General features: G+C 36.0%; 24 protein-coding genes, 1 pseudogene and 1 riboswitch. Of the genes and pseudogenes, 11 read left to right on the top strand and 14 right to left on the bottom strand.

The genetic code is table 11. From position 1 onward, the window contains the following. Window positions 1-287 precede the first annotated feature (287 nt). A complete protein-coding gene (locus DDF69_RS00845) occupies window positions 288-2,435 on the top strand; it encodes an endonuclease MutS2 (RefSeq protein WP_114819108.1) in 2,148 nt (715 codons plus the stop codon). A gap of 62 nt (window positions 2,436-2,497) precedes the next feature. Here the strand turns inward: DDF69_RS00845 and DDF69_RS00840 are convergent, their stop codons facing one another. Together DDF69_RS00840 and DDF69_RS00835 are read right to left on the bottom strand one after the other, a co-directional pair. Next, window positions 2,498-3,568: a T9SS type A sorting domain-containing protein gene (locus DDF69_RS00840; RefSeq protein ID WP_114819107.1), complete on the bottom strand. Its 1,071-nt coding sequence runs from the start codon at window positions 3,566-3,568 to the stop codon at window positions 2,498-2,500. Between the two features lie 82 nt (window positions 3,569-3,650). Then, window positions 3,651-4,739, bottom strand: a complete 1,089-nt coding sequence (locus DDF69_RS00835; protein ID WP_114819106.1) for a GEVED domain-containing protein — start codon at window positions 4,737-4,739, stop codon at window positions 3,651-3,653. A 413-nt stretch (window positions 4,740-5,152) separates the two neighbouring features. Between DDF69_RS00835 and DDF69_RS00825 the strand changes: the two genes are divergently transcribed. The 3 genes from DDF69_RS00825 to DDF69_RS00815 all read left to right on the top strand — a co-directional run bounded on the left by DDF69_RS00825 (window position 5,153) and on the right by DDF69_RS00815 (window position 7,360). Next, window positions 5,153-5,815 carry an ATP-binding cassette domain-containing protein gene (locus tag DDF69_RS00825; protein ID WP_114819104.1) on the top strand — a complete coding sequence of 221 codons (663 nt, stop codon included), beginning with the start codon at window positions 5,153-5,155 and terminating at the stop codon, window positions 5,813-5,815. A gap of 30 nt (window positions 5,816-5,845) precedes the next feature. Continuing rightward, on the top strand, window positions 5,846-6,646 hold the full coding sequence (locus tag DDF69_RS00820) for a hypothetical protein (RefSeq protein WP_079242699.1): 801 nt from the start codon (window positions 5,846-5,848) through the stop codon (window positions 6,644-6,646). A 34-nt stretch (window positions 6,647-6,680) separates the two neighbouring features. Beyond that, window positions 6,681-6,862, top strand: a riboswitch (cobalamin riboswitch). A gap of 114 nt (window positions 6,863-6,976) precedes the next feature. Further along, complete coding sequence (locus DDF69_RS00815) at window positions 6,977-7,360, top strand: acyl-CoA thioesterase (protein ID WP_034699813.1); 384 nt, start codon at window positions 6,977-6,979, stop codon at window positions 7,358-7,360. A gap of 55 nt (window positions 7,361-7,415) precedes the next feature. Here DDF69_RS00815 and DDF69_RS00810 read toward each other — a convergent pair whose 3' ends face one another. Both DDF69_RS00810 and DDF69_RS00805 read right to left on the bottom strand, forming a co-directional pair. Beyond that, complete coding sequence (locus DDF69_RS00810) at window positions 7,416-8,006, bottom strand: HD domain-containing protein (protein WP_114819103.1); 591 nt, start codon at window positions 8,004-8,006, stop codon at window positions 7,416-7,418. A gap of 1 nt (window position 8,007) precedes the next feature. Beyond that, window positions 8,008-8,709 carry an XAC2610-related protein gene (locus DDF69_RS00805; protein ID WP_162800843.1) on the bottom strand — a complete coding sequence of 234 codons (702 nt, stop codon included), beginning with the start codon at window positions 8,707-8,709 and terminating at the stop codon, window positions 8,008-8,010. 539 nt (window positions 8,710-9,248) lie between these two features. Here DDF69_RS00805 and DDF69_RS00800 point away from each other — a divergent pair. The 5 genes from DDF69_RS00800 (at window position 9,249) to DDF69_RS00780 (ending at window position 13,850) form a co-directional block, all read left to right on the top strand. Beyond that, a complete protein-coding gene (locus DDF69_RS00800) occupies window positions 9,249-9,578 on the top strand; it encodes a PadR family transcriptional regulator (protein ID WP_002977573.1) in 330 nt (109 codons plus the stop codon). 11 nt (window positions 9,579-9,589) lie between these two features. Beyond that, entirely contained in the window at window positions 9,590-11,311 is a 1,722-nt protein-coding gene (locus DDF69_RS00795) for a PspC domain-containing protein (protein ID WP_114819101.1), read from the top strand. Between the two features lie 315 nt (window positions 11,312-11,626). Beyond that, the gene (locus tag DDF69_RS00790) at window positions 11,627-12,223 is read left to right on the top strand and encodes a 1-acyl-sn-glycerol-3-phosphate acyltransferase (RefSeq protein WP_114819100.1); all 597 of its coding nucleotides are present in this window, start codon (window positions 11,627-11,629) and stop codon (window positions 12,221-12,223) included. A 70-nt stretch (window positions 12,224-12,293) separates the two neighbouring features. After that, a complete protein-coding gene (locus tag DDF69_RS00785) occupies window positions 12,294-12,722 on the top strand; it encodes a PaaI family thioesterase (RefSeq protein ID WP_002977570.1) in 429 nt (142 codons plus the stop codon). A gap of 159 nt (window positions 12,723-12,881) precedes the next feature. Next, the gene (locus DDF69_RS00780; protein WP_114819099.1) at window positions 12,882-13,850 is read left to right on the top strand and encodes a chorismate-binding protein; all 969 of its coding nucleotides are present in this window, start codon (window positions 12,882-12,884) and stop codon (window positions 13,848-13,850) included. Between the two features lie 795 nt (window positions 13,851-14,645). Here the strand turns inward: DDF69_RS00780 and DDF69_RS00775 are convergent. The 10 genes from DDF69_RS00775 to DDF69_RS00730 form a co-directional block, all read right to left on the bottom strand. After that, window positions 14,646-14,846 carry a hypothetical protein gene (locus DDF69_RS00775; RefSeq protein WP_114819098.1) on the bottom strand — a complete coding sequence of 67 codons (201 nt, stop codon included), beginning with the start codon at window positions 14,844-14,846 and terminating at the stop codon, window positions 14,646-14,648. Between the two features lie 5 nt (window positions 14,847-14,851). Beyond that, the gene (locus DDF69_RS00770) at window positions 14,852-15,454 is read right to left on the bottom strand and encodes a MarC family protein (protein WP_062674416.1); all 603 of its coding nucleotides are present in this window, start codon (window positions 15,452-15,454) and stop codon (window positions 14,852-14,854) included. A gap of 44 nt (window positions 15,455-15,498) precedes the next feature. Then, window positions 15,499-17,226, bottom strand: a complete 1,728-nt coding sequence (locus DDF69_RS00765) for a BatD family protein (protein ID WP_228411895.1) — start codon at window positions 17,224-17,226, stop codon at window positions 15,499-15,501. Window positions 17,227-17,237: 11 nt separating this feature from the next. Beyond that, window positions 17,238-17,981, bottom strand: coding sequence for a tetratricopeptide repeat protein (locus tag DDF69_RS00760; protein WP_052187114.1), 744 nt, complete (start codon window positions 17,979-17,981; stop codon window positions 17,238-17,240). 97 nt (window positions 17,982-18,078) lie between these two features. Further along, entirely contained in the window at window positions 18,079-19,086 is a 1,008-nt protein-coding gene (locus DDF69_RS00755; protein WP_114819096.1) for a vWA domain-containing protein, read from the bottom strand. After that, the gene (locus tag DDF69_RS00750) at window positions 19,086-20,078 is read right to left on the bottom strand and encodes a VWA domain-containing protein (RefSeq protein WP_114819095.1); all 993 of its coding nucleotides are present in this window, start codon (window positions 20,076-20,078) and stop codon (window positions 19,086-19,088) included. The genes DDF69_RS00755 and DDF69_RS00750 overlap by 1 nt, the downstream gene beginning before the upstream one ends. Continuing rightward, a complete protein-coding gene (locus DDF69_RS00745; RefSeq protein ID WP_114819094.1) occupies window positions 20,071-20,967 on the bottom strand; it encodes a BatD family protein in 897 nt (298 codons plus the stop codon). The genes DDF69_RS00750 and DDF69_RS00745 overlap by 8 nt, the downstream gene beginning before the upstream one ends. Window positions 20,968-21,026: 59 nt before the next feature. Next, on the bottom strand, window positions 21,027-21,890 hold the full coding sequence (locus tag DDF69_RS00740) for a DUF58 domain-containing protein (RefSeq protein WP_076597442.1): 864 nt from the start codon (window positions 21,888-21,890) through the stop codon (window positions 21,027-21,029). Window positions 21,891-21,957: 67 nt separating this feature from the next. Beyond that, on the bottom strand, window positions 21,958-22,416 hold the full coding sequence (locus DDF69_RS00735) for a GNAT family N-acetyltransferase (protein WP_114819093.1): 459 nt from the start codon (window positions 22,414-22,416) through the stop codon (window positions 21,958-21,960). Next, complete coding sequence (locus DDF69_RS00730; RefSeq protein ID WP_079243966.1) at window positions 22,416-23,420, bottom strand: AAA family ATPase; 1,005 nt, start codon at window positions 23,418-23,420, stop codon at window positions 22,416-22,418. Before DDF69_RS00730 ends, DDF69_RS00735 begins: the two co-directional genes overlap by 1 nt. Before the next feature lie 251 nt (window positions 23,421-23,671). Here DDF69_RS00730 and DDF69_RS00725 point away from each other — a divergent pair, with 251 nt between their 5' ends. Together DDF69_RS00725 and DDF69_RS00720 are read left to right on the top strand one after the other, a co-directional pair. Continuing rightward, window positions 23,672-24,142: a DinB family protein gene (locus DDF69_RS00725; protein ID WP_002977558.1), complete on the top strand. Its 471-nt coding sequence runs from the start codon at window positions 23,672-23,674 to the stop codon at window positions 24,140-24,142. A 30-nt stretch (window positions 24,143-24,172) separates the two neighbouring features. Beyond that, window positions 24,173-24,562: pseudogene (locus DDF69_RS00720) on the top strand (four helix bundle protein). Window positions 24,563-24,573 lie beyond the last annotated feature (11 nt).

The following is a 24,573-nucleotide window of genomic DNA, read 5'->3' as shown; positions in this document are numbered from 1 at the left end:
GCATTTTATTACTCATTTTAAGTGAGCGAAGAAATACGACTAAATCGCTGATGAAGTGGAAGAATGACCGAACCGCTCAGAAAGAATCAATGTATTGATTCCACTCTTTGCTTCCTTAAAGGGATAAGGTTTAGTAATAAAAACTTTGCGTTAAAAAAATTGATCTTTTTTGAAGTTTTAAAATTTTTAATAAAAAAAGTACTCTATCATCATCAAATTCACAGGTAATTTATTCTGTAAATCTCTCAGATATACGTAATAATCAAAATTCTCACTAAATTTGCACTGTGTATATAGATAAAGAAGATTTAGACGAATTAGAGTTTCCGCAATTGCTCGCGGAAATCTCCCCATTTGCGTATTCTCCGAAAACAAGAGAAAAAATTCTTCAACTTCGTCCGATGGAAATTGACGAGGCGGAACTTTCATTAAAAAAAACCTCAGAATATCTGTCGAGTTTTGAAAGTTCAAATGCGATTCCGTTTGATGAATATGAAGATATTGAAAGTGAGCTGAAATTGATGCTGATTGAGAATTACCGTCTGGAAAATGCTGCTTTCATCAAAATAAAAACCATCACGGAACAGATCGGAAGACTCCAGAAGTTCTTCCCTACCATGCCGGAAACCTTTCCTACTTTATTGGAAGAAGCTTCTGTACTGGAATTCAGAAAAGAGATCATTGAGAAGGTAGATAAGGTTTTTAACCGTTTTGGTGAAGTAAAAAACGAAGCTTCTCCCGCTCTGAAAGGGATAAGAACTGAAATTCAGCTTGCTAAAAAGGCGATTCAGGAAAATTTCAACCGTGCGCTTACCACGTATGGACAGAGTGACTTTCTGGATGATATCAGAGAAACGATTATTGACGACCAAAGGGTTCTGGCTGTAAAATCAGGATTCAAAAAAAGGGTTGCGGGAAGAACATTAGGAATTTCCAAGACAGGTTCCATCACGTATATTCAGCCGGACAGTGTGGTAAAACATTATTTCAAGCTGCGTGAAAATGAAGAGGAAGAAAAAAAAGAAATTGATAAAGTTCTCCGTAAACTTACTGCAGAACTGGCCGAATTTCAACCTCAGCTATGGAGATATCAGGTTTATATTTTTGACCTTGACCTTACGAGAGCAAAAGCCAAATTTGGTGAATTGATTAACGGAGTTCTTCCAAAAATCAACCATCATAAAACGCTGAGATTAAAAGATGCTTATCATCCTCTTTTATGGTTAAGAAACAAGGTCGAAAACAAAACCATTCACCCTCAAACACTTACCTTAACAGAACATAACAGGATTATCTGTATTTCCGGTCCGAATGCGGGCGGAAAATCGATTACCCTGAAAACGGTTGGATTATTACAACTGATGATTCAGAGTGGTATTCTGGTTCCGGTTCACCCTAAGTCTGAAATGTTTTTCTTTGAGAAGATCATGACTGATATCGGGGACAACCAGTCCATTGAAAATCATTTATCCACCTATTCATCGAGGTTGAAGAAAATGTCCGGAATCATTCGTGAAGCTGATGCCAATACACTTCTGCTTATTGATGAGTTCGGGACAGGTTCTGATCCGGAGCTTGGAGGTGCGCTGGCAGAAAGTTTTATGGAGTTTTTCTATGACAAAAAGAGTTTCGCCATCATCACGACGCATTATACCAATATTAAACTGGTAATAGAGCAGCTTCCCAATGCCCAGAATGCAGCTATGCTTTTCAATGAAGAAACACTGGAACCGATGTATAAGCTGGAAGTGGGACAGGCAGGAAGTTCATTTACTTTTGAAGTTGCAGAAAAGAATAAAATTCCGAGATTCATTATCCATTCTGCGAAGAAAAAAGTAGAGCATGATATTGTTAATCTTGATAAAACGATTGTAAAACTGCAGCAGGAAAAATTTGAGGTTGAAAAACTGAAATCTGATCTCGCAGAAAGGAAAGAGTCTGTAGAAGATAAACGTGATAACCTTCAGAAACTGAATGAGCAGCTTCAGCAGAAACTGTTCAATTTCCAGAAATTATATGAAGAGGAACACCGCAAACTACAGTTCGGGAATAAGATTGAAACATTCATTGACAGCTATACCAAAGGTAAATCCAGGAAGGATGTTGTAAAAGACTTTGTAAAACTTCTTGAACAGGAGAAATTCAGAAAACTGGGCAGTGACAAGGACGAAACCAAACGCCTGCAGGTTGTTAAGAGAAAAATCACTCAACAGCTGAAAAAGGAAGAGGTTATTGAAAAAATTGCTGAGACCAATGAAAAACTGGAAGAGAAACGCAAAACCGACCGTGCTGTGTGGATGAAAATCGGACAACGTGTTCGTATTACCGGAAGCACCAGTGTGGGAACCATTGAAAAAATTTCCAGAAACAAAGTAATTGTCAATTACGGAACTTTCAAGACCACAATTGATGCGGATGAACTTGAGAGAATTTAATAAATAAAAAATTAATTTAACGCAAATACAAAGAGAGAGCACCAGAAGGTACTCTCTCTTTTTTATTTCTTAATAAATTTTAATCGGGTTACCTTTTCTTTATCTTTCAGCTGGATAAAATAAACTCCTTTTGACAAATGGTTAAGGTTTACATGATGATCTGAAACTTTTCCTCCGTTAATTTTCTGTCCTGCAGCATTGTAAATTTCATAATCCGCTGCTTCTGAAATTCCGGAGATATTTAAAACATCAGAGGCAGGATTGGGAGAAATTGTAATTTCTTTGCTCTTTCCCATAGGTTCTTCTATTGCTAAACTTGAAGCATCAAGAAATTCAACTTCATAATCCTGTATTTCATTTGTAGGACCACAATTCGTAAAATAAGGTGTAGTATTAGATATTACCCTCATCGCTACCTTACAATCTACTTGTCCGGCTTGTAGAGGCACATTAAAAGTAGCTGTAGGATTCATATCTGTACTATTACTTGAATATAGTATTCTTTCACTAGAAGGATCAAAAGCCCTATCTCCATTGTAATCAATCCAAATCCCTATCGTAGTGGGATTTTGAGTAGCAGGTCCCGCTTTAGTAACAGAAATAGTATTATTACTGCTTCCGCGCACCAATTTTACTTTACGAGTGGGATCCGAGCGGAAATTTGCGTAAGCTTTTGTTCCTGTTGAATTACTAGTCATCTGCGGCAAATCAGTTGCATTAAGTGTAACATTAGATGCATATAGATAAGGGGTAATTGTAGCAGTAGAATTTTCAATACAGTACCACATTGGTGTTGTAAAAGTAATAGGTACTGAATATCCTCCGCCTGCTTGTACATATTGTATTTTTACTTCATAAGTTGTACACTGTGTCAAACTAGAGATTGTCATCGAAGTACTTGTAGTATATGTGCTATTTGAACTTGTTTCTCCCACTTTTTTATAAACAACCATACTTCCTGTTCCTATTTGAGGAGTCCAGGAAATAGTGGCACTGGTAGGAGTTATATCTGTTATAATAACATTTGCAGGTGGCAATAATAATGAAACTGGATTTTCTTTGATTTTCAATACATTGCATTGATAAAATGAAATAATTGACAAAAGAAATAGCATAAACATTTTTTTGATCATGATTATATAGTTTGGTATTCCTCCCAAATTTAATCAAAATTTCGGTTAAAATAGAGATAGTTTAAGACCATTCATTCTTATGTTATTTCTTAATAAATTTTAATCGGGTTACCTTTTCTTTATCTTTCAGCTGGATAAAATAAACTCCTTTTGACAAATGATTAAGGTTTACATGATGATCTGAAACTTTTCCTCCGTTAATTTTCTGTCCTACAGCATTGTAAATTTCATAATCCGCTGCTTCTGAAATTCCTGAAATATTTAAGACATCAGAGGCAGGGTTAGGATAAATTTCAGGTTTTACAGACTTTCCTGATTCTTCCACTCCAAGGGTGAGATTGATCAAATCTACTCCATAATCTTCAACTTCCCCATAGGTAAATGTACTGCAGGCATCTAAAGGTATTGTTTGACTGGAAATAACCCTCATGGTAACACCACATAGTGTCACTGCTGCCAGACTTGGAATAGTAAACACAGATACAGCCGGTGCTGCCTGAGTGACATTATTGGCGACCATCACTCTTTCGTTGGATTCAAAAATTCCGTTGGCATTAAGATCAATCCACGCCGTTACTGTTGTTGTACCTGGAGTTCCCGTCCAGGTATTGGTTACTGAAAGCTTATTTCCTGTAGTTCCTATAAAAAACTTAACTCTACGGCTTAGGTCACTTCTGTAATCTATATAATTGGAAGGTCCGGAATCGCTTACCATTGGAGAGGTAACTCCTGTAGAATTTACAGTCACATTGGAAATATGCATCATCGTGGTATCTGTAGAAGCACTTGCACAATAATTAATGGTAGTGGTAAAAAATATAGGATTAGACCATAATCCCTGTGTCGTACATACTTTCACTACCTGTACTTCATATGTTGTACAAGGTTGCAAACCTGTAATTGTGAAAGAATTTTGTCCTGGGGCAACATCAGCAGCCATCCATGTAGTAGTTCCCGGTATTCTATATCTGATCCTGTTATTGGGTGTATTGGGATCTGCAGTCCAGGTAACTGTTCCCGTGGTAAGCGTTATATTCGACATCTGAAGCCCTGTTGGAGCATTGGTATCACAATACAATAAAGATTGGGGTTCTTCTTCTATTTTGTGGGTTGCCTGAAGGCTTGAAATTCCCAACATAAAAGAGAATACAAAAAGTAGTTTTTTGGTCATGTTTATTAGTTTTAAAATTTCCTTGAAAAATAGGGTATTTTTTCAAATATAGCTTAGACTTTCTCCATACAGCATTGTATTTTTTAATATATTTGAGAATAAAGTGTAAAACACACAGAAACTTCATGCTTTTAATATATGTTCAAAAGTATTTCTACTCTCTGGATTTTTTATAAAAAAATAATAATTCCCACCTTGATATTTTCTTTATTGGCTTCTTGTTTATCCTCTTTCAGTATTGAGAACTTTGGATTGAGTTTTCTTTTGATTTCTCCTGTCCTTCATTATTTTATCTATGAACTCCGGTTTAAAAATGAATATTACTTTTATGCCAATTTAGGATTTTCCAGAAGTTTCCTTTGGGGATTCACGGTATCTGTCTGTGTGATTGTAAAAATAATAACAGGAATTTTATGAGTAAGCTTCATATTGACAGCATCACCAAGTCTTTTAACGATAATAATATCCTGCAGGATATTTATTTAGGATGTGAAACCGGACAGATAATTGGAATTCTGGGCAGAAATGGTATTGGAAAATCAACATTATTAAAAATTATTTTTGGAACTGTCAGTAGTGATACCCAGTTTATAAGATACAATGACAAAGTTCTGAAAAGCATTTCCGATAGAAAAAACAGAATTGCTTACCTGCCACAGGATATTTTCTTGCCGAAATACAATACCATTAAAAGCTTAATTCCTCTTTTTTGCAATAAGAAAAATACGGATCTTCTATTAACTTCAGATCTGATCCGTCCTTTTTTGTCAGAGAAACCTAAAAATCTTTCCAGAGGTGAGCAGAGAGTCATTGAAGCTTTAATGATCATTTATTCTGAAGCTGATTTTGTTTTATTGGATGAACCCTTCCACAGTCTTTCTCCGAAAATTTCTGCAGCATTGAAAGCAGCAATCATTGAACAGTCTACGAATAAGGGATTCATTATTTCTGATCATAATTATCAGGAAGTTCTCGATATTTCAGACCGTATATATCTTCTTCGTGAAGGCTATCTGAAACAAATACAAGATTTAAAAGAACTGCAACGGTATAATTATCTTCCGAAAAGCATTTAATTTATATATTTGAGGGATCAAAAAATTTTCATGATGACTTTCATAAATAAAGCATTCTATTTATCAGCTTTCAGTATTTTATCTATTGCCTTTGTAAAAGGGCAGACTAAAGTTCCTTTTGGAGTTGTAAAAGCTGAAGAAGGATATGCCAATGTACGTGTACATAAAGACGATTACCGAAAAATTGTTGACAAGATCCGTATGCGTAAAGGAGATGTATTTGTTTATGTAAAACCGGCTCCCGGAGAAACAGAATGGATCTGGATCAAATATCCGGAGAAACAGGATGACGACAAACCTTTTGTACGGTATGAAACTCTTGATAAAGAAGGAATGGTGAATAAAGGACGTATTGCTTATGTGGACCAGCTTCCTGCCTACACTCCATCTAAATCTAAAAACGGAAAATCCCTTATTTTCACCGACAATTCTGACCCTAAGATTCCTACTGCCCAAAGAAGCAAAGTGGTGATTGATATTTATCCTTCCAATGCAGGATACCGTAAAAAGGAAAAAGATGCGGAAGGAAAAATTCTTACCATTGATAAAGTAAAACCATGGGGAATCGGGAATGATCTTCCTGAAGGAATGACCGAAATCAAATCCATAAGAGTCCAGCAGCCCGGAAGAGGATCTGTTTTTGTAAGAGAAGCTATCAAAAATATGTTCCAGCCTACCATGGATTTTGAGAACATTGGAGTAACTTCCCTTGACAATGATAATATTTTCCTTTATATGATCAACGGTTCAGGAGAAAACAGATATACTACACTCTGGACGATTAAGAAAGGAAGAGTAATCAGCCAGATTATTTATCATAATCCGGAATAAATTCATTATTTTTGCATTCGAAAAGTTTTTACGCTTATTCATCACAGAAATTGGTTCTGCATCACTGCAGATTAAAAGGGAACCGTGTGAAAATCACGGACTGTCGCGCAACTGTAAAGTAACTGAAGTCTTTATCAAAGATCCACTGTGCGAGGCATGGGAAGGAGATAAATGATGTTACAAGTCAGGAGACCTGCCTTTTTCTTAAACATGTAACTTTCGCGATTTGAAGTTGTATTGATCTGATGGATTGTTTCAGGAATTCTATAAGTTCCTGTCATTATTCTGTTGTTTCCAATCATTTCCTATCGCTTTAATTAATAATGATATATGACTACAGAAGAAAGAATTGAAGCATCCGAAACCAGAATCTTTAAAGCGGTTTTCCCCAACACCACCAATCATTACGATACCCTTTTTGGAGGTACTGCAATGCAGCTGATGGATGAGGTAGCTTTTATCACCGCAACCCGTTTTGCCAGAAAAAGAGTGGTAACGGTAAGCAGCGATAAGATCGATTTCAAAAAGCCTATTCCTGCCGGAACCATTGTGGAACTGATCGGGAAAGTTTCATACGTGGGAAAAACCAGTATGAAAGTAAATGTTGAGATTTACACCGAACAGATGTACTCCTATGAAAGAGAAAAAGCAATTATAGGTGATTTTACTTTTGTTGCGATTGACGAATTCAAGAAACCAATCCAGATACTATAAATAAAATTTCGGGCGGCCTTTGGCCGCCCGAAACTTTATATATTTTTCATTGAAATTACTTCAGTACTTTTTCTGTTTCCAGACTTTTAGTCAATAAAAGTTCAAAAGCCTCCCCCATTTCATCGGATGCTCTGCTGATTGCATTTTCAAGCATATTTCGGATTTGCCTTTCCGTTACTGCGGCTTCAGTCCAGCTTTTTCCGGTAGTATGAGAATTTAAGATAAACGGCATGATTCTGTCGATCCCACACGCAAAAATAGCGTCTGGTGTTTTCTCATCTTCAAACTCCAGCCATAAATTAAAAAATTCAGTACGCAAAGGTTCATCCAGAATTCCAAAGATTTTCTGAGCAGAAGCTTTCTCTCTTTCAAACTTTCCTACCATGGCTTTTTCATCAAAAATAAAAGTATCTCCGGCCTCAATCTCTACAAGATCGTGGATAGAAAGCATTCTTATCACCCTTAGCAAATCTATATCTGCACGGTTTTTAGCATAAGGATAAAGGATTTGAGCCAGAATAATAATCTGCCAGGAATGTTCCGCCGTATTCTCTCTTCGGGAATCATCCGCATTATAGTTTCGTCGTTGTACATTTTTAAGCGCATCTACTGCCAGAATAAAATCGATCTCTTTCTGAATTTTCATTTTACTTCTTATTTCTGTTATATTGATCAGACGGATATACCTTTGTTTTGGTAATCCATTTATTATTTATTTTTTCTTTAGTGATTACTTTTACACTACCTTCAATACTCATATCCTCTTGTTTTTCGAGGACCTTTTCCAGCCCTTTATTCGGAATTACAGCATATTCTGTGGTAAAAAAATCACAGCACCCGGATTTCCCATAGGAAATAAGACGTTTATGATGGGTATCAACATCAAAGATATCCAGGCCGTTTGAACCCAGTTCTGTAAGTTCATCGCTTTTTACAAACCCCATTCTTGTTTTGTTGAAGACATATACGTCATAAGATGCCCCGCTGTAATTTCCCATATTTCCGTTCCTTACCGCAACATCTTCCGTTCCATCAAAATTAAAGTCATCTATAATCACAGCCCGTTGATCTTTCAAAAGGGGGATCAATTTCCCCTGGATCGGCTTTTGACCTTGTTCTGTATATAAAACCAGATCCTCTGAGACAAAAGTCTGTACCTTGCTGTTTTTATGATCAAACAGCTCCACCGTTCCCTTTCCTCCGCATCTGTCGTCGTAACAATCTTCTATCTGGATGACGGCATCATAACTTTTTGATACATTTTTAACCTCAAACTGATACTGTCCGAAATATAAGGGACCCAATAAAAGGAATGACGATAAGTGCTTGTACTTATTCAAAATATTCATGGTACTAGTAAATGATTTAGGTGTTTTTTATTGCTAACAAAAATACGAATCATAATACCGATATCAAAACACCGGTCTCATTATCTGGCAGAATTACCTTTTCAATAAAAGCCTATTCATAATAAGGAGCTGTCTCCCGCTATCCGCTCTTACTCCTCGCGCCTGCCTAAAGCCATAGCTGCTGTGGGGTAACCGCTGCTATCGGGGCTAGAACATGAGTGATAAGTGATAAATGATAAGTGATAAGTGATAAGTGATAAGTGATAAAAGATCATTTTTTCTCTCCAATTTTCAAAATTCTATGTAAAAATTTAAAAATTCTCAGACATTTTCTTCTAAAATCCGTTTGACTCAAAATTGATGATTAAAATTATTATATTGATTTTCAACATTTTAAACAATTTATTTTAAAAATTTCACTACTTTGTATTGCATAATACCATTTTATTTACATATCTTTGTAATGTAAAATTAGAATAGGCTCAGCTAGCTAGGGGCATTTTTCTAAAAATATAACTAATTAACAAAACTTATCAAAGATGAATACCGAAAATACCAAAGCGCAAATGCGAAAAGGAATTCTGGAATTCTGTATTCTAAGTCTCATCAATAATCGCGAAATGTATGTTTCTGATCTTATTGACGAACTGAAAAAAGGAAAACTGGATGTAGTGGAAGGGACCCTCTACCCTCTTCTTACAAGACTTAAAAACGGAGAGTTTCTCTCTTACAGATGGGAAGAATCTACAGGAGGACCACCCAGAAAATATTATCAGATCACAGAAAAAGGAAAACTTTTCCTGGATGAACTACTCAATACATGGAATGAACTGACAGCCTCAGTAAACCAAATCACCCAACAAAATTAAAAAACAAAGCTATGAACAAGACACTCTCAATAGGACTCGCAGGTTTTTCTTTTACCATAGAAGAACACGCATATATAAAGCTCAGCGATTACCTGAATGCACTGAGAAGCTCTCTGGATGCTTCTGAGGCTGATGAAGTAATGCATGACATAGAAATAAGAATGGTGGAGATTTTCAAAGATTCTTTAGGAAAACGTGAAGTGATCAACGATACCGATGTAGAAAAGGTAATCGCACAAATCGGAAGTCCTGAAAAAATCGAAGAACAGGAAGAAGCTTATTTTTCTGAAAAAACATCTTCCAGAAAACAATATTCTGGATCCAACTATACCGATAAAAAACAATTGTTCCGTGATCCGGAAAAACAAAAAGTAGCAGGGGTTTGTGCAGGTTTAGCTCAATATGTAGGAATGGATATTACTACCATGAGAGCAATTTGGCTGGGAATCTTCGTACTAGGAATTTTTACAGCAGCAATCTCCTCTTCATTAATAGGTCTTTTATATGTAATCCTTTGGATCGTACTTCCAAAAGCTGAAACAGCAGCAGATTTCCTGAAAATGCAGGGAAAGCCTATGAACTTCGACAATCTTAAGAATGAGTCTAATAAATTGGTACAGTTTGCCAATGAATCTACTCAGAGGGTCGGAGAAATATACAACGAAAACAAGCCATATATCAACAACGCAAGCAGCGGAATCTGGAATGTATTCAAGTATATCGTAGGAGGATTCTTCGTATTGATGGCGGTAGGAAGCATAATAGGAGTATTTGTTTTATTCGGTCTTTTCGGGATGGATACAGATTTCCCCGGAGCTAATGAAATCAGATTCTATATGGACGATCAGGGACTTGATAAAGTACTGGCAGCGATGATGGTGATCGGAAGTTTAATCCCGGCAATTCTTTTCAGCTTATTAAGCATCAAGATCTTCTCTCCGAAAACAAAACTGAGAAATATCGGATGGGTTGTAGGTGGTTTATTCCTTCTTTTGATCGGACTTGGAACTTACTTCGGAATCAGCATGGCTAAGAAAGACATGATCTACAGAGGAAGCAAGGAAGATGTAGAAAATGTTGCCATCAACACCACTTCAGATACCGTGTATGTAGATGTAAAACAGATCAACATTCCCCAGAATTTCAAAGGGTACAACAATGATATTTATTCTGATAAAAGAACAGTGTATGAAGAAGATTATATTTCTGTAGATGTAACCAGAAAACCAGATATCAAAACCCCTTATCTGATTATTAAAAAAGAAGGAAAAGGATATAACTTCCCTATTCAGCTTACGGTTCCTGTAGAAGTGGTAAATAACAAAATATTACTTCCCAACTATATCAAATATCCATACGAGCACAGATTCAGAGATTACAGCCTAGATTATGAACTTGTAGTTCCGCAAAAAGCAGTGGTGATCTCTATGAATAAAGACCGTATTCACATGGACGGAGATTTAGACGGAGACGGGATCAATGATGAAGATCAGGACAGCAATGAAGACCATAACAATGTCCGAATTGAAAAAAATAAAATTACGGTAAACGGTTCCAGCATCGAATACAACTCAGATGACAAAGACAGCATCATTGTAAACGGTAAAAAAGTTCCGAACAACCAGGCAAAGAAAGTAATTGATTCTGCAGTGTCTACTATCAAAAAATCAAATAAAGATATGGACATCAAAATCAAAGACGGAAAAAACGAAATTTCCATACAAACTAAATAATTAACTTCAGAGAGTGGTAGGAGGTGTGGGTGGATGGCAACCGTTTGAAATTCACACCCTTCTTCTCTCAGAAAAGTGAAAATAAAACCTCATTTAGTTTCTTATGTGAAAAAAAAGTTTTAATTTCGTAAAGCTAAAATTTAATAACCAACCAATCAAAAACACAGCCTTATCATGATACAATTTGCAATGGAATTCGTAATGAAAATCGTAGATTTAATTAGCGGTTTGTTTTAAGAGCAATAATATTTCAATATATTTGTAAAGTATAACCAAAGTTTGGTTATACTTTTTTGTTTTTAATCCAAGAAATCTATGAAAAAGCTGTTAGGCAAAGCAATGTTAAAAGTATTAGGTTGGAAAGTCGTTCTACAGGGCGATGTCAACAATCTGAACAGGTGTATCCTGGTGGTAGCACCACATACCCATAATATGGAATACATTTTAGGAAATTTCGCCTATTGGTCTTTGGAGAAACCTTTAAAAATTATCATTAAAGATGCACATACCAAAGCCTGGTATGGTAGTATCGTAAAAGGACTTGGAGGTATCGGGATCGACAGAAGCCAGAAAAATGATCTTGTAAATTTCGTAGCCAATCAGTTCTCTAAAGAAGATTTCAGTCTTGTGATTACTCCGGAAGGAACCAGAAGCTGGGTACCGAAATGGAGAAAAGGATTCTATCATATGGCTTTGGCTGCAAAAGTTCCTATTGTGCTGGCAGCAGGTGATTTTAAAAGAAAAATTGTTTACCTGGGCTACACCATTCCTTATGAAAGAATTGCATCAGTCCCTTTTTCAGAAATCATGCAGGAAATTCAGGACTATTATGTCAAAAATGACATTGTTCCTAAAGTCCCGGAAAACTGGAATCCTAATATTATGGGAACTGAGTCAGAAGCTAGAAGCTAGAAGCTAGAAGCTAGAAGCTAGAAGCTAGAAGCTAGAAGCTAGAAGCAAAATTAATCATCATTTATCAATTATGAAAGGTCAGACAAAAGAAGAAATATTAGCATTCATTAATAACTGGGGCGATGTAACGCTTGCCAAAACACTTGAAATCAAATTCATCGATATTGATCTCGAAAATGAAACCCTTACCGCAACCATGCCTGTTCTGCCAAGAACTCACCAGCCTTTTGGAATCATGCACGGAGGAGCAAGCTGTGTTTTAGCTGAAACCTTAGGGTCAAGCCTGTCTAATATTTTTATCGATGGCGAAAAATATTACGGAGTGGGAACCAATATCAATTCCAATCATTTAAGAAGCAAAAAAGATGGTATTGTAACTGCTACAGCACGCTTTATCAGAAAAGGCAAAACAATGCACGTTTCTGAAATTGAAATCCGTGATGAAAAAGGAGTTTTGATCAATCATACCACAATGACGAATAATATTATTCACAGATAAGACTTACTGCAACATAAAAATTAAAGAGCTTAAAATAAATTTAAGCTCTTTTTATTTTGACATTTTTAAGACTAGTAATACCTTTGCAAAAAAGAAAATTAGGCTGGGAATTTTCTATAGTATTTCCGGCTGTTGATTTTCAAAATTCCTTCATAGCTCATGATTTATTTCAAACTTCCTTTCGACGAAAGATTATTGTCTGCAGACAAAAAAAACACTAAAAATGCAGTTAACTTTTTTTCTTACAATGGCTCAGACCAGATTAGCTTCAGCGGAGATATTTTTGAAATAAATCCCACTGAATTTGATCAAACTTTGATCACCAATGAAGCTCTGAATGATGATACCACAAATTCTTCCGCTGAAACAAAAGGAGAATACTGTCAAACTTTACAACAAGTCATTGAAATCATCAAAGAAAACCATCTGCCAAAGCTTGTTTATTCAAGAAGGAAGATCTTTACAGATTTTCATACAGTGAATTATACAGAGAGTTTTAAAAACTTATGTAAATCGTATCCCAATGCTTTCAGATATCTTTTTAATGATGGAAAAAATGCCTGGATGGGAGCTTTCTCGGAAGTATTAGGGAAGTTTAATAAAAGTACTCATGAATTTGAAACCATGGCCCTTGCCGGAACTCTTCCGGTATCAGAGGAATGGTCTGAAAAAGAAATTGAAGAACAAAAGCCGGTTACCAATTATATTCAGAATATTCTGACAAATTATTCTGACCACATAGACCAGTCGGAAACCTATGACCATATTTCCGGTAATATCAAACATTTACGAACAGATTTTAAGACCAGTATACAACCTGAAGATCTTGATAAAATTATTCAGGATCTGCACCCTACTCCTGCAGTCTGTGGTATTCCAAAAGATTTTTGCAATGAGAATATCCGTAAATATGAAAAATTTCCCCGTGAATTTTATGCTGGTTATATCAAGGTTGAAACGGATGAGAGTATTCTGTACTTTGTCAATCTACGTTGTGCAAGACTTTATAAAGACTCAGTCCATGTTTTTGTAGGAGGTGGAATAACAGCTCAAAGTGATCCGGAAAAAGAATGGAGAGAGACGGAGCTGAAGTCTGAAGCTATTTTGAAAAACCTGGTTATTTTCTAATATTTTTAGATTTCCCCACAGATCGCACAGATTTGCACAGATATCTATATGTATTTTCTTTGCTGAGTCAACGTCTTTGCGAAAGATTTTACGACCATTCATAAAAACCTATGCGAGTATTGTGATAATTATAAGTTTTGGCTAAAGCCAATGGAATATATTTCCTTTGTTTAAACGGGCTAAAGCCCGCTCCTATTGAATTAGACAAATTAATTATTTATGTAATATAGATTGATAATGTTAGATTTGCCCACAAATCGCACAGATTTGCACAGATATCTATATGTATTTTCTTTGCTGAGTAGCAACGCCTTTGCGAACGATTTTAAAAGCCATTTATTATCCTTCTGCGGGCTTTGCGTAATAATAGCTTAGGTCTCTTTATCTTTTTTGAACGGGCTAAGCCCGTTTTTATTGAATTAAACAGATTAATTATTTATGTAATATAGATTGATATTGTTAGATTTGCCCACAGATCGCACAGATTTGCACAGATATCTATATGTATTTTCTTTGCTGAGTGCAACGCCTTTGCGAACGATTTCAAATGCATTTATTCTCCTTCTGCGAACTTTGCGTGATAATATTAGGTTTTGGCTAAAGCCAATTGAAGTTTTATATTTTGTTTAAACGGATTAAAGCCCGCTCCTATTGAATAGGAAAAGCAGATATGAATATTTATAACAAACCTAATCCCTAATTCCTGCTACCTTTTATCTAAAACCTGCAACCTATTACCAAACAAAAAACCTCCTTCAAAAAGAAAGAGGCTATATCTATATTGAAATATTCAATTTATTTCTTTACACCGATTCTGCTCCAGGTATCCATTACGAAAAGCAGGATAAGACCTATGGCAGCAGCTCCAGCTGAGAATGCAAACCTAATGTTATCTTCATCTCCAAGGATATCTGTCGCTTGCCAGTTGATAGCATAAACATTGATGGTGATGAATACAATAAACAGTACTAAAAATACTTTATAAAACTTCTTCATGACTCTTAAAAATTAATATAATTCTGCACCAACTGGGCAAAATTTGCGGTGAATAATTTAATTGAAATTGCCAAAAGGATAATTCCGAAAACTTTCTGAAGGATCATCAAAGTAGCATCCCCAATTTTCTTCTCCAGCCATTTCGCTGATTTCAGCACCAAATATACGAAAATTGTATTAAGAATAATTCCGCAGATAATATTAATATCATGAAATTCAGCTCTAAGAGACAGTGCAGTGGTTAGGGTTCCAGCTCCCGCAACCAGTGGAAATGCGATGGGCACAATGGATGCAGCCTTTGCTTCGGTGGTTTTATTAATTTCAATTCCTAAAATCATTTCCAGTGCTATGACAAAAATCACAAAAGCTCCGGCAATCGCGAAGGAATTTACATCCACTCCAATAAGCTTAAGAATCTTATTTCCTACGAACAGAAAAACAATCATAATAGCTCCGGCAGTAATGGCAGCCTTTCCGGCTTCAATCTGTCCGAACTTCTGCTGAAGGCTTACGATAATAGGAACTGAGCCGATGATATCGATCACGGCAAAAAGAACCATAAAGCTGGTAACAATCTCTTTAAAAGAAAAACCATCAAAAATTTCCATCTCTTTGTAATTAAAAATTTCGCAAAAATATGAAAATAAACTGATTATTTGCTAATTTGTGAATATAAATTAACAATAGTTTTCAAAAGTTCTTCCAAAGCTTCAGCAGATTTCACAGGATTGTATTTTTCCATCTGAACTTTCTGCTGTAGTTTACTGTATTCTTCTGCGACCGAAGAACCTTTGTGCTTTTCAAGAAAAGTCTTAAACTCTGGAGTAGAGCCTTGAAAATACTGCCCTCTTACTTCTTCATCCAATTCTTCCAGCGTTGCAAAGAACTTTTCATACTCTCCGTTATCCTTAAGATTTTCCAGATATCCGAAATAATCATTGATATCCGTTTTCATCAATTCTCTAATCTCTTTTTCTGTTTCGGCCACTGAACCTAAAGGTTTTGACGGTACAGTTTCCCTAACTAATGTACGTTTTTTTTGCCAATTTTTAAATAGCAGATACCCAACAAATAAGCTGATCAGAATAGCTATATTGGTCAAAAGAATATTCCAGTGGAATTTGCTTTTTTCTTTTACTTTGAATGAAGTGGTTTTTAATACGGGAGTATTAACCGTCTCCAGAAGATTATTGGTATATTCGTTAACCTTTTCTACGGTAGAACGTGCCTCCAGAATCTGATCGTGAGAAAATGCATTCAGGTCCAGAGTTTTCTGTCCAAGATCTACATATTCTTTACTCGAAGGGTCAAAGAAAGCGAATTGTTCTGTTTTAATTGAAATGACACCTGATTTTTTAGGAATAATCACATAATTGGCCAGAATCTCTCCTTTCATTCCTGTAGTTCCCGGAGCTACTTTAGTGGTAATTTTCGGGGCAAAAACTTCATAATCCGGAGAGGCAGCAATTTTAGGAAGTTCCATATCCGGTAAATTACCTTCTCCTGAAACTTTTACTACCACATTCAGAGGTTTTTTTGCTTCCGGTTTTTCCTTGGAAGCATTATATACGTTCACATTAAAATTTCCAACAGCATTTTTAAAACATTCAGGAGCTCCTTCAGGAAGCTTTCTTACGTTGATTTTAACTTTATTGGAAACAATTTTTGTTTTATTGGAGTAAGTACTTACTGAAGCTGATACTCCGGGAACTTCCACATATCCTGCTTCATTCGGAAATACCATAAACATAGCAAGAACCTGCGAAGGCATGTTGCCGTATCCGGAAGGGTCTATCTCAGACTTATCAAAACTAATAGGATGTACGTTGATATTATCCTGTTGCGGAAGATGGATATTTTTCACCTTTCTCAGGTTATCTATATTTCTTGAATACACTCTCAGAACAGCAACAGTAGGCTGATCCTGATAGACATCCCGATCATCAATTTCCATGTTCAGATAAACATCATTGGAGGTATTCGCTGCCAGAGATCTTCTGTCGACAATATCACGGATATTGACATCAAAAGGTTCAGTTTTATAGATCCTGTTGTTGACGGTAACAAGAACGGAACCGATTTTTATTTTCCCTTTTTTCTTAGGTTCAAGAGCAATTCTGGAAACTTTCTGGGTAATTAAAGTATTGGTAGCCGGATCAATCACGGTATTGGTAACAGATCCGCTTCCTATGATATTAAATTTTGAAAGATCCGGAAGCTGGAAACCTGTCTGCTGTACAAGGTCACTTCCGTTAAGTTCAAGAACAATGGTCAGATTGATGATATCCTTACCTGCATATTCGGTTTTATCTGCATCCATTGATAGATTTACCTGTCCGTAAGTAATTACGGATGCCAGAGTAAGCAATATGTAAATCAATTTTTGCTGCATCACCAATCTTTCTCGTTGCTTTCAGGCATCGAATAAGAATTTTTGTTTAAAATTCTTCTGGCGGTTTCTTTTTCTTTTTCGTTTATTTTATCTAAGATCGCATTTTCAAGATTCTTGGGCATTCTGCCTTCATTATTTTGATTCTGCTTAGGATTGTCACCCTGGTCACTTTTGCCTTCGTTTTGTGGGCCGTTACCCTGATCCTGTTTTTTGTCTTTGTCGCCTTTCTGATCATCCCCTTTGTTCTGATCATTTCCGCCACCACCTTTTCCTGAGTTATTCTGTTCGTTTTTTTGCTGTTGTTTTTCTTTCTCTTTCAGTTTGGCAATCTCATAATTTTTTCTGGTTACCTCACTGTGGGGATCCTGCTTCAAAGCTTTCTTATAATAGTCGGCAGCTTTTTCCGGCTGATTCATCTGCATATAAGCATTCCCTAAATTATGAAGAGCAGCCGTTTTATCGGGTAGTGTCTGTGAAAGTTTTTCTGCTTTTTCAAACTCTGCTTTTGCTTCTTCGTATTTTTTACTTTTATACAACGCATTCCCCATATTGTAGTGAGCGGTAAAATCTTTATCATTGGATTTTATCGCTTCCATGTATTTTGAGGAGGCTCCATCATAATCTTTACCGTCAAATTTCTGATTGCCTTCATACACTAAATTCTTATAGCTTTCCTGCCCAAACATGAAGCCTGAGAACGAAATGGCAACAATAAACGATAAAAATATGATTTTAGTATTCATTACTTGCAAAATTATTCCTTTATATGTTAAGAAACAGAGTTTTATTTGTTAAAATTCGGTTAAAGTACTTGTAGAATTTCTTCTATAAATAAAGGAATTACACATTAAAATCTTTTTTAGGATTAAAAATATAAATTAAAAAGAAAAACAGAAGAGATACAGCAAGAAAATACTGATAATAATGATTGGCATTCTGTGATTTCACCATAGTTTCTGCACCTGCCGATTTTTTATTCACTGCATCTACAATTCTGTCGGGAGCTTCATTGATATTATTTCCGTCAATATAGGTTCCGTCTGTAGATTCCGCCATTTTCTTTAATGCTTCCGTCTGTCTTTTTGAAATCACGGTACCTCCGTTGGCATCGGTTTTATAGCCCATCAACTGTCCGAAGACATATTCCGGAACCGGAGCACCTTCATCTGTACCCACTCCTACAGAAGTAATGCTTATTCCTTCTTTATTAGCTAATCTGATGGCAGCGTTATCATTTCCTTCATTATCTTCACCATCGCTCAGCAGAATCACTTTTCTGGATCCTTTGCTTACATTTTTAAATTTTTCAGCAGCAGCCTGCATTCCTTTCAGAAAATCTGTTCCCTGAATCTGCATAGAATTGGTTTCAATACCGCTGATATAAGTTTCTGCAGAATTATAATCGGTAGTCAGAGGCATAATAGACATGGCATTCCCTGCAAAAATCACAATACCTATCTTATCATTATTCATTTTCTTCATGGTAGCCAGCATCAGATTTTTAGCTTCCGTCAGACGGCTTGGTTCTATATCCTCAGCATTCATAGAATTGGATACATCCAGCATAAAAATCACATTATTCAGTTTCTGGGTACTTTTTACTTCTTCTGAACCGTTAAGAAGGTCAATGATAGAGAAAATCAAAAATAATGTCCCTAGTAAATATAATGCAGGAAAAAACTTTGTAAATCCTGATCTTTTTTCAAATAAGTTCTCATGAAACTGGCTGGCCGCAAAAATTTCTCTTTTTTTATTTCTCCATTGTAAAAAACGGATCAAAAAGGTAGCTAACAGCGGCAGAAGCAACAGTAAAAATAAATACCAATAATTTCCTAAAGACCAACTCATCAGCTTAAAATTTTATAAAACACCCATCTCAACAATGCATCCAACACCAACATAGCGAGTGCAATCCAAAGGAATATTTTGAAATATTCTTCATAATTGTACAGCTTGGAAACCTTCACATCAGATTTTTCCAGTTGGTTGATCTCATTGTATACTTCTTCCAGACTACTGTTTGAGGTAGCTCTGAAATATCTACCTCCCGTTGTCTGGGCTATTTCTCTCAAGGTATTTTCATCAATCGTCACCTCTGTTTCGGTAAAGATAAGCTCTCCAAAAATGTCCTGCGATGTAGGCATCAGCGCGTAACCATTGGTCCCGATTCCGATTGAATATACCTTTATATTATTATTTTTTGCCAGTTCAGCAGCAACCTGTGGAGGAATTGCATTCTGAATATTGCTTACTCCATCCGTCATTAAAATGACTACTTTACTTTTGGCTTTGCTTTTAATCAAGTGATTCACAGCTACGGAAAGACCTTCCCCGATAGCAGTTCCTGGTTCAAGACCTGCAGAATTCAGATTTTTAATTTCATCAATAACAACCTGGTGATCTGAGGTTACCGGAACTTTAGTAAAAGCTTCTGCAGCATATGCTACCACTCCTATTCTATCATTCGGGCGTTTCTGAACAAATTTTACGGCAATATCTTTCAGGGCGGTAATTCTGTCCGGACTCAAATCCTTTGCCAGCATACTTAGAGAAACATCAATAGATAGCATGATATCCACTCCTTTTGTATCATCTCTGTCCTGAGAAATGGTAAACGTTCTCGGCCTTGCCATGGCAATAATCAATGCGGAAAGAATGATATATTTTGATATTTTCAGTAAAAAAAGTACACCCTGGATACTCCCGCTGTGGTCCATATTTTTTATGGTAGGAACTTTTATACCTTTTCTTTTGCTTCTTCCAATATCTTTAATTAAAAGTGGAATAAACAGCAGAAAAAGCAGCAAAAACCATGGGCTGTAAAACTCAAAATTAAACATCCTTTCTTAAGTTTTCGAATTCTAGATCTTTGGATGATCTTTTCACAAAATCTCTGATATTGGCAAAATCTCTTTCCATCGTTTCCTGATCCGGGAAGGTTTTGGCAAATTTCACGAGGTCTCCCCTAAGGAAAACATCTTCTATTATTTTTTCGTTATCCTGCGAGATGGTATTATTTTTTTTCATGACCTCAATAAGGTCATCAGTAAGAAGTACATCTGCCGGAAGGCGGTATTGTTTTGTGATGAAAGTTCTCGAAATATCGATCAGTTCTACATAAAACGAACGGAAGTTTCCACCTTCAATATATTTTTTCTTTTTAAGAGAATCAAGTTCTTTTAAGGTCTGATTGGTAGCCACTACTGGAGAACTCTTTGATTTTCTTCCCCATTTTACAAACATAATAATAGCAATAATGAGTGCAATTGCTGCCAATGCTGCAAGAATATAAAACTTGTAAAGCTCCCAATAATCTTTGGGTTCAAGTTTCACCTGCTTATTATTCATGATGTCATTGATTTGATCCGCTTTTTGAGCCGTATTAATGACATCTATTTCATAAGGAATTGTTTTAAGAATTTTATCTCCTACTTTGAATTCCAGCTCAGGAATGGTAAATTTTCCTTCTTCGAAAACAGCAAATTCTATCTTTCTTTCATAGGTGTTAGCCGTTTGTCCGATGCTGTCTTTGGTTTCTTCAAAATGAAAAGGCAACAGCTCATTCTTAGCTGCTGAAGTAACCTGCTGCTCATTAAGATTGTCAATCTTTATGGTAAGATGATTAATTTCTCCCAGAGCGAGGGTTTTCTTTTCTACGTTAGAGGATAATATCTGTGAAAAAGCATTTGCACAGATCAGAAAAGATAATATTAAAAGTATTTTTCTCAATGTTAAAATAATAAAGGCAAACGCCTTATGTTTTTTTTAGTTACGAGCTCAGCCCGATGTTATTTTTTCTGAAAGTAATTATACAATAATTTTGAATAATCTGAGCCGGTATTGATATTCATAAAACTGGCAGAGCTGTTGGCAAAATCTTCTTCCAGAGCTCTCAGCTTTTGTTTTTGAGCTTCAGCAAAGGTGTAGCGCCATCTCGCACTGGAAGTATTGGCCCAAATTTCTTTTCCGGTTTCCACATCAAGCAAACGGGCATATCCGACATCAGGAATCTCATTATCTTTTTCATCATAAATCCTCATTCCCAGCAACTGATGTTTCTTGGAAGCTACTCTCAGCATTTTGGAATCATAGGCATCTTCAAAATCTGAAAACAGAAATACCAGAGATTTTCTTTTAAAAATCCCCATCATATATTCCATTGCCTTGTCTATTTTAGATTCTGCCGGAACATAATCTGCAGTGAGAATATTGCTGATAATCGAAAGAATATGTTTTCTTCCTTTTTGAGGAGGAATAACCTTATATACTTTATCAGCAAACAAAATCAATCCTACTTTATCATTATTGCCAGCTGCGGAAAATCCTAAACTGGCAGCAATTTCGGCTACATATTCTCTTTTCAGTTGAACCTTTGTTCCATAATCCATGGAAGCGGAAATATCTACAAGAATCATCATCGTAAGCTCCCTTTCTTCTTCCATTACTTTTACAAATGGCTCTCGGAAACGTGCGGTTTTATTCCAGTCGATTCTTCTGATCTCATCTCCAAACTGGTAAGGACGAACTTCAGAGAAAGTCATCCCCTGCCCTTTAAAGGCGCTGTGATATTGCCCCATCAAAGCAGCCTCCGTCTTTTTTCTGGTACGGATTTCAATCTGCTTTACTTTTTTTACAATATCTTTTATCTGCATAGACGAATTTAAAATTCAAGGTTTAAAATTCAAAGTTTAATGTTGGGTGCGGAATCCTGGTTTTGAGTTAGTCTTTAAACTCAATGGATACGTTCGACCACTCATTATCAAACTTTGTATTGTATTTTTTATAAAAATTGATGGCTGGTTCATTCCAGTTCAATACCTGGAACACCATTCCACTGTAATTATTGGTTTGGCCATATTCCAGTGTCGCATCAAATAATTTCTTTCCAATCTGCTTTCCTCTTAGCTTTTCAGTTACTACCAGATCTTCAAGATAAAGCCTTCTTCCTTTCCATGTTGAATATCTGTCATAATACAGGGATATTCCAACTATTTCTCCTTCATATTCTGCCACGAAAGCTCCCCACACAGGAGAAGTTCCGAAACCATCCTGAATAAAATCATCCAAAGTCACGGTTACTTCATGCAGTGATTTTTCATATTCCGCCAATTCTTTTATCAAATCTAACATGGAAGAACAGTCCTCCAGAACCGCTTTTCTTATAATTACATCACTCATTATGGTGCCTGGATTTTTGCTAAAATTCTATTGATAATTTCTTCAGTTGAAATCTCTTCCGCTTCAGCTTCAAAGGTTAAGCCCATTCTGTGTCTCAATACATCTTTTGCCAATGCTTTTACATCTTCCGGAATGACAAATGCTCTTCCTTTTAAGAACGCATACGCTCTTGATGCTATTGCAAGGTTGATGGATGCTCTTGGAGAAGCTCCGAAACTGATATAATTTTTAAGTTCAGAAAGACCATAATTTTCCGGATAACGTGTTGCAAACACCATATCCAGGATATATTTTTCAATTTTTTCGTCGAGATAGATCTGGTTGATCAGTTCTTTTGCATCTACAATATCCTGAAGAGATATTACAGGTTTTACCGTAGGCTGATGTGATGTTGAAACCATTCTCATCACCTGCCTTTCGTCTTCAAAAGCAGGATAATCTATGGTACACTTCAACATAAAACGGTCGCTTTGTGCCTCAGGCAGCAAATAAGTTCCTTCCTGATCAATAGGGTTTTGTGTTGCCAATACCAGGAATGGTTTTGGAAGTTTCATCGTTTCATCACCAATGGTCACCTGTTTTTCCTGCATCACTTCCAGAAGTGCCGACTGTACTTTTGCCGGTGCACGGTTGATCTCATCCGCCAGAACAAAGTTCGCAAATACAGGTCCTTTTTTTATAGAGAAATCGTTGTCTTTGATATTAAAGATCATAGTTCCTACTACATCTGCAGGAAGCAAATCCGGGGTAAACTGAATCCTTGAAAAATCTCCATGAACAGCATCTGCCAGTGTTTTTATCGCTAAGGTTTTAGCCAGTCCGGGTACTCCTTCAAGAAGGACATGTCCATTTCCCAAAAGCCCTACCAAAAGACGGTCTACCATGTATTCCTGTCCAATAATAACTTTGTTGATTTCCTGTCTCAGAAGAGAAAATAAGTAGTTTTTTTCTTTTACTTTTTCCGTCAATTGGCGGATATCTTCAGCTTGATATATCTCTGACATAGCTTGGTTTAAAATAAGTGGTAAATTTCTGATAAATACTTGCATTAATCAACATAATAAATGCCATTTTTGAGTTAAAGTTTGTTAAAAAATCCCGTATTGATACAACTTGCAGAACTGCTGAAGTCTTAAAACTCAATAGTATGATCTGATTTTTTCATAAAAATATATAAAATTTGCTTTAATCTCCTGCTCAAAAATTGTCATTTCCAGTTTATTAAACTATTTTTGGTGATTAAAAATTTTGCAAAATGAATTATCATTTTCAAGCACACAGACAGGTAAGAAAAAACCTTTTAGATATCCTTCAGAACACATCTCACGAAGATCTGATCCTGATTCCGGATGGTTTCAACAACAATATTTACTGGAATATTGCTCATACTGTTGCTACACAACAGCTACTGCACTATTACCTGAGCGGAAATCCTTTCCGTATTGACAAGTATTGGATTGAAACCTACAAGAAAGGGACTTTGCCCAACTTAAATGTTCAGAAATCAGAAGTGGAAGATTTAGAATTTTTACTTACAGAAACTTCAAAGATTTTAATGAAGGATTATGACAGTGATTTCTTCTCAGACTACACTCCGTACACCACAAGTTTCGGAATGGATCTGAAAAGCATTCAGGATGCCATCATCTTCAATAATATGCATGAAAGCCTTCACTACGGATATGTGATGGCACAGAAAAGAGCAATTTTAGGAGAGAAGTATTAGTTCAAAGTTTAAGATTTAAAGTTTAAGGTTATGGCGACTATTAATAGATTTGAGGATTTAGAGATCTGGAAATTATCCCGACAACTATGTAACGAGATTTATCATATTATTGAATCTACCAACCTTAAGAATAATTTTAAACTTAGCAATCAAATTGATGGATCTTCGGGGTCTGTAATGGATAATATTGCTGAAGGATTTGAAAGAAACGGGAATAGAGAATTTATACAATTTCTTTCTATTGCGAAAGCTTCCTGTGGAGAAGCCAGATCACAATTGTATGGGTTTTTGACAGAAGTTTTATTTCGCAGGAAAAATTTGAAACATTAATTGAGCAGACTGAAACGTTAAGTAAAAAGATCAGCTTTTATAAAATATTTAAATACAACAGATTTAAAAGGAACAAAGTACAAACCTTAAATTCAAAACTT

This window comes from Chryseobacterium sp. KLBC 52, from assembly GCF_003347605.1.
In the GTDB taxonomy this organism is placed as follows: Bacteria; Bacteroidota; Bacteroidia; order Flavobacteriales; family Weeksellaceae; genus Chryseobacterium.
This window is presented reverse-complemented; position numbering and strand designations above follow the sequence as displayed.

Excerpts from the sequence above, each read along its gene's own strand:
- DDF69_RS00840 (WP_114819107.1), bottom strand. The coding sequence starts at position 3,568 with ATGATCAAAAAAATGTTTATGCTATTTCTTTTGTCAATTATTTCATTT.
- DDF69_RS00835 (WP_114819106.1), bottom strand. The coding sequence starts at position 4,739 with ATGACCAAAAAACTACTTTTTGTATTCTCTTTTATGTTGGGAATTTCA.
- DDF69_RS00825 (WP_114819104.1), top strand. The coding sequence starts at position 5,153 with ATGAGTAAGCTTCATATTGACAGCATCACCAAGTCTTTTAACGATAAT.
- DDF69_RS00820 (WP_079242699.1), top strand. The coding sequence starts at position 5,846 with ATGATGACTTTCATAAATAAAGCATTCTATTTATCAGCTTTCAGTATT.
- DDF69_RS00815 (WP_034699813.1), top strand. The coding sequence starts at position 6,977 with ATGACTACAGAAGAAAGAATTGAAGCATCCGAAACCAGAATCTTTAAA.
- DDF69_RS00810 (WP_114819103.1), bottom strand. The coding sequence starts at position 8,006 with ATGAAAATTCAGAAAGAGATCGATTTTATTCTGGCAGTAGATGCGCTT.
- DDF69_RS00805 (WP_162800843.1), bottom strand. The coding sequence starts at position 8,709 with ATGAATATTTTGAATAAGTACAAGCACTTATCGTCATTCCTTTTATTG.
- DDF69_RS00800 (WP_002977573.1), top strand. The coding sequence starts at position 9,249 with ATGAATACCGAAAATACCAAAGCGCAAATGCGAAAAGGAATTCTGGAA.
- DDF69_RS00795 (WP_114819101.1), top strand. The coding sequence starts at position 9,590 with ATGAACAAGACACTCTCAATAGGACTCGCAGGTTTTTCTTTTACCATA.
- DDF69_RS00790 (WP_114819100.1), top strand. The coding sequence starts at position 11,627 with ATGAAAAAGCTGTTAGGCAAAGCAATGTTAAAAGTATTAGGTTGGAAA.
- DDF69_RS00785 (WP_002977570.1), top strand. The coding sequence starts at position 12,294 with ATGAAAGGTCAGACAAAAGAAGAAATATTAGCATTCATTAATAACTGG.
- DDF69_RS00780 (WP_114819099.1), top strand. The coding sequence starts at position 12,882 with ATGATTTATTTCAAACTTCCTTTCGACGAAAGATTATTGTCTGCAGAC.
- DDF69_RS00775 (WP_114819098.1), bottom strand. The coding sequence starts at position 14,846 with ATGAAGAAGTTTTATAAAGTATTTTTAGTACTGTTTATTGTATTCATC.
- DDF69_RS00770 (WP_062674416.1), bottom strand. The coding sequence starts at position 15,454 with ATGGAAATTTTTGATGGTTTTTCTTTTAAAGAGATTGTTACCAGCTTT.
- DDF69_RS00760 (WP_052187114.1), bottom strand. The coding sequence starts at position 17,981 with ATGAATACTAAAATCATATTTTTATCGTTTATTGTTGCCATTTCGTTC.
- DDF69_RS00755 (WP_114819096.1), bottom strand. The coding sequence starts at position 19,086 with ATGAGTTGGTCTTTAGGAAATTATTGGTATTTATTTTTACTGTTGCTT.
- DDF69_RS00750 (WP_114819095.1), bottom strand. The coding sequence starts at position 20,078 with ATGTTTAATTTTGAGTTTTACAGCCCATGGTTTTTGCTGCTTTTTCTG.
- DDF69_RS00740 (WP_076597442.1), bottom strand. The coding sequence starts at position 21,890 with ATGCAGATAAAAGATATTGTAAAAAAAGTAAAGCAGATTGAAATCCGT.
- DDF69_RS00735 (WP_114819093.1), bottom strand. The coding sequence starts at position 22,416 with ATGAGTGATGTAATTATAAGAAAAGCGGTTCTGGAGGACTGTTCTTCC.
- DDF69_RS00730 (WP_079243966.1), bottom strand. The coding sequence starts at position 23,420 with ATGTCAGAGATATATCAAGCTGAAGATATCCGCCAATTGACGGAAAAA.
- DDF69_RS00725 (WP_002977558.1), top strand. The coding sequence starts at position 23,672 with ATGAATTATCATTTTCAAGCACACAGACAGGTAAGAAAAAACCTTTTA.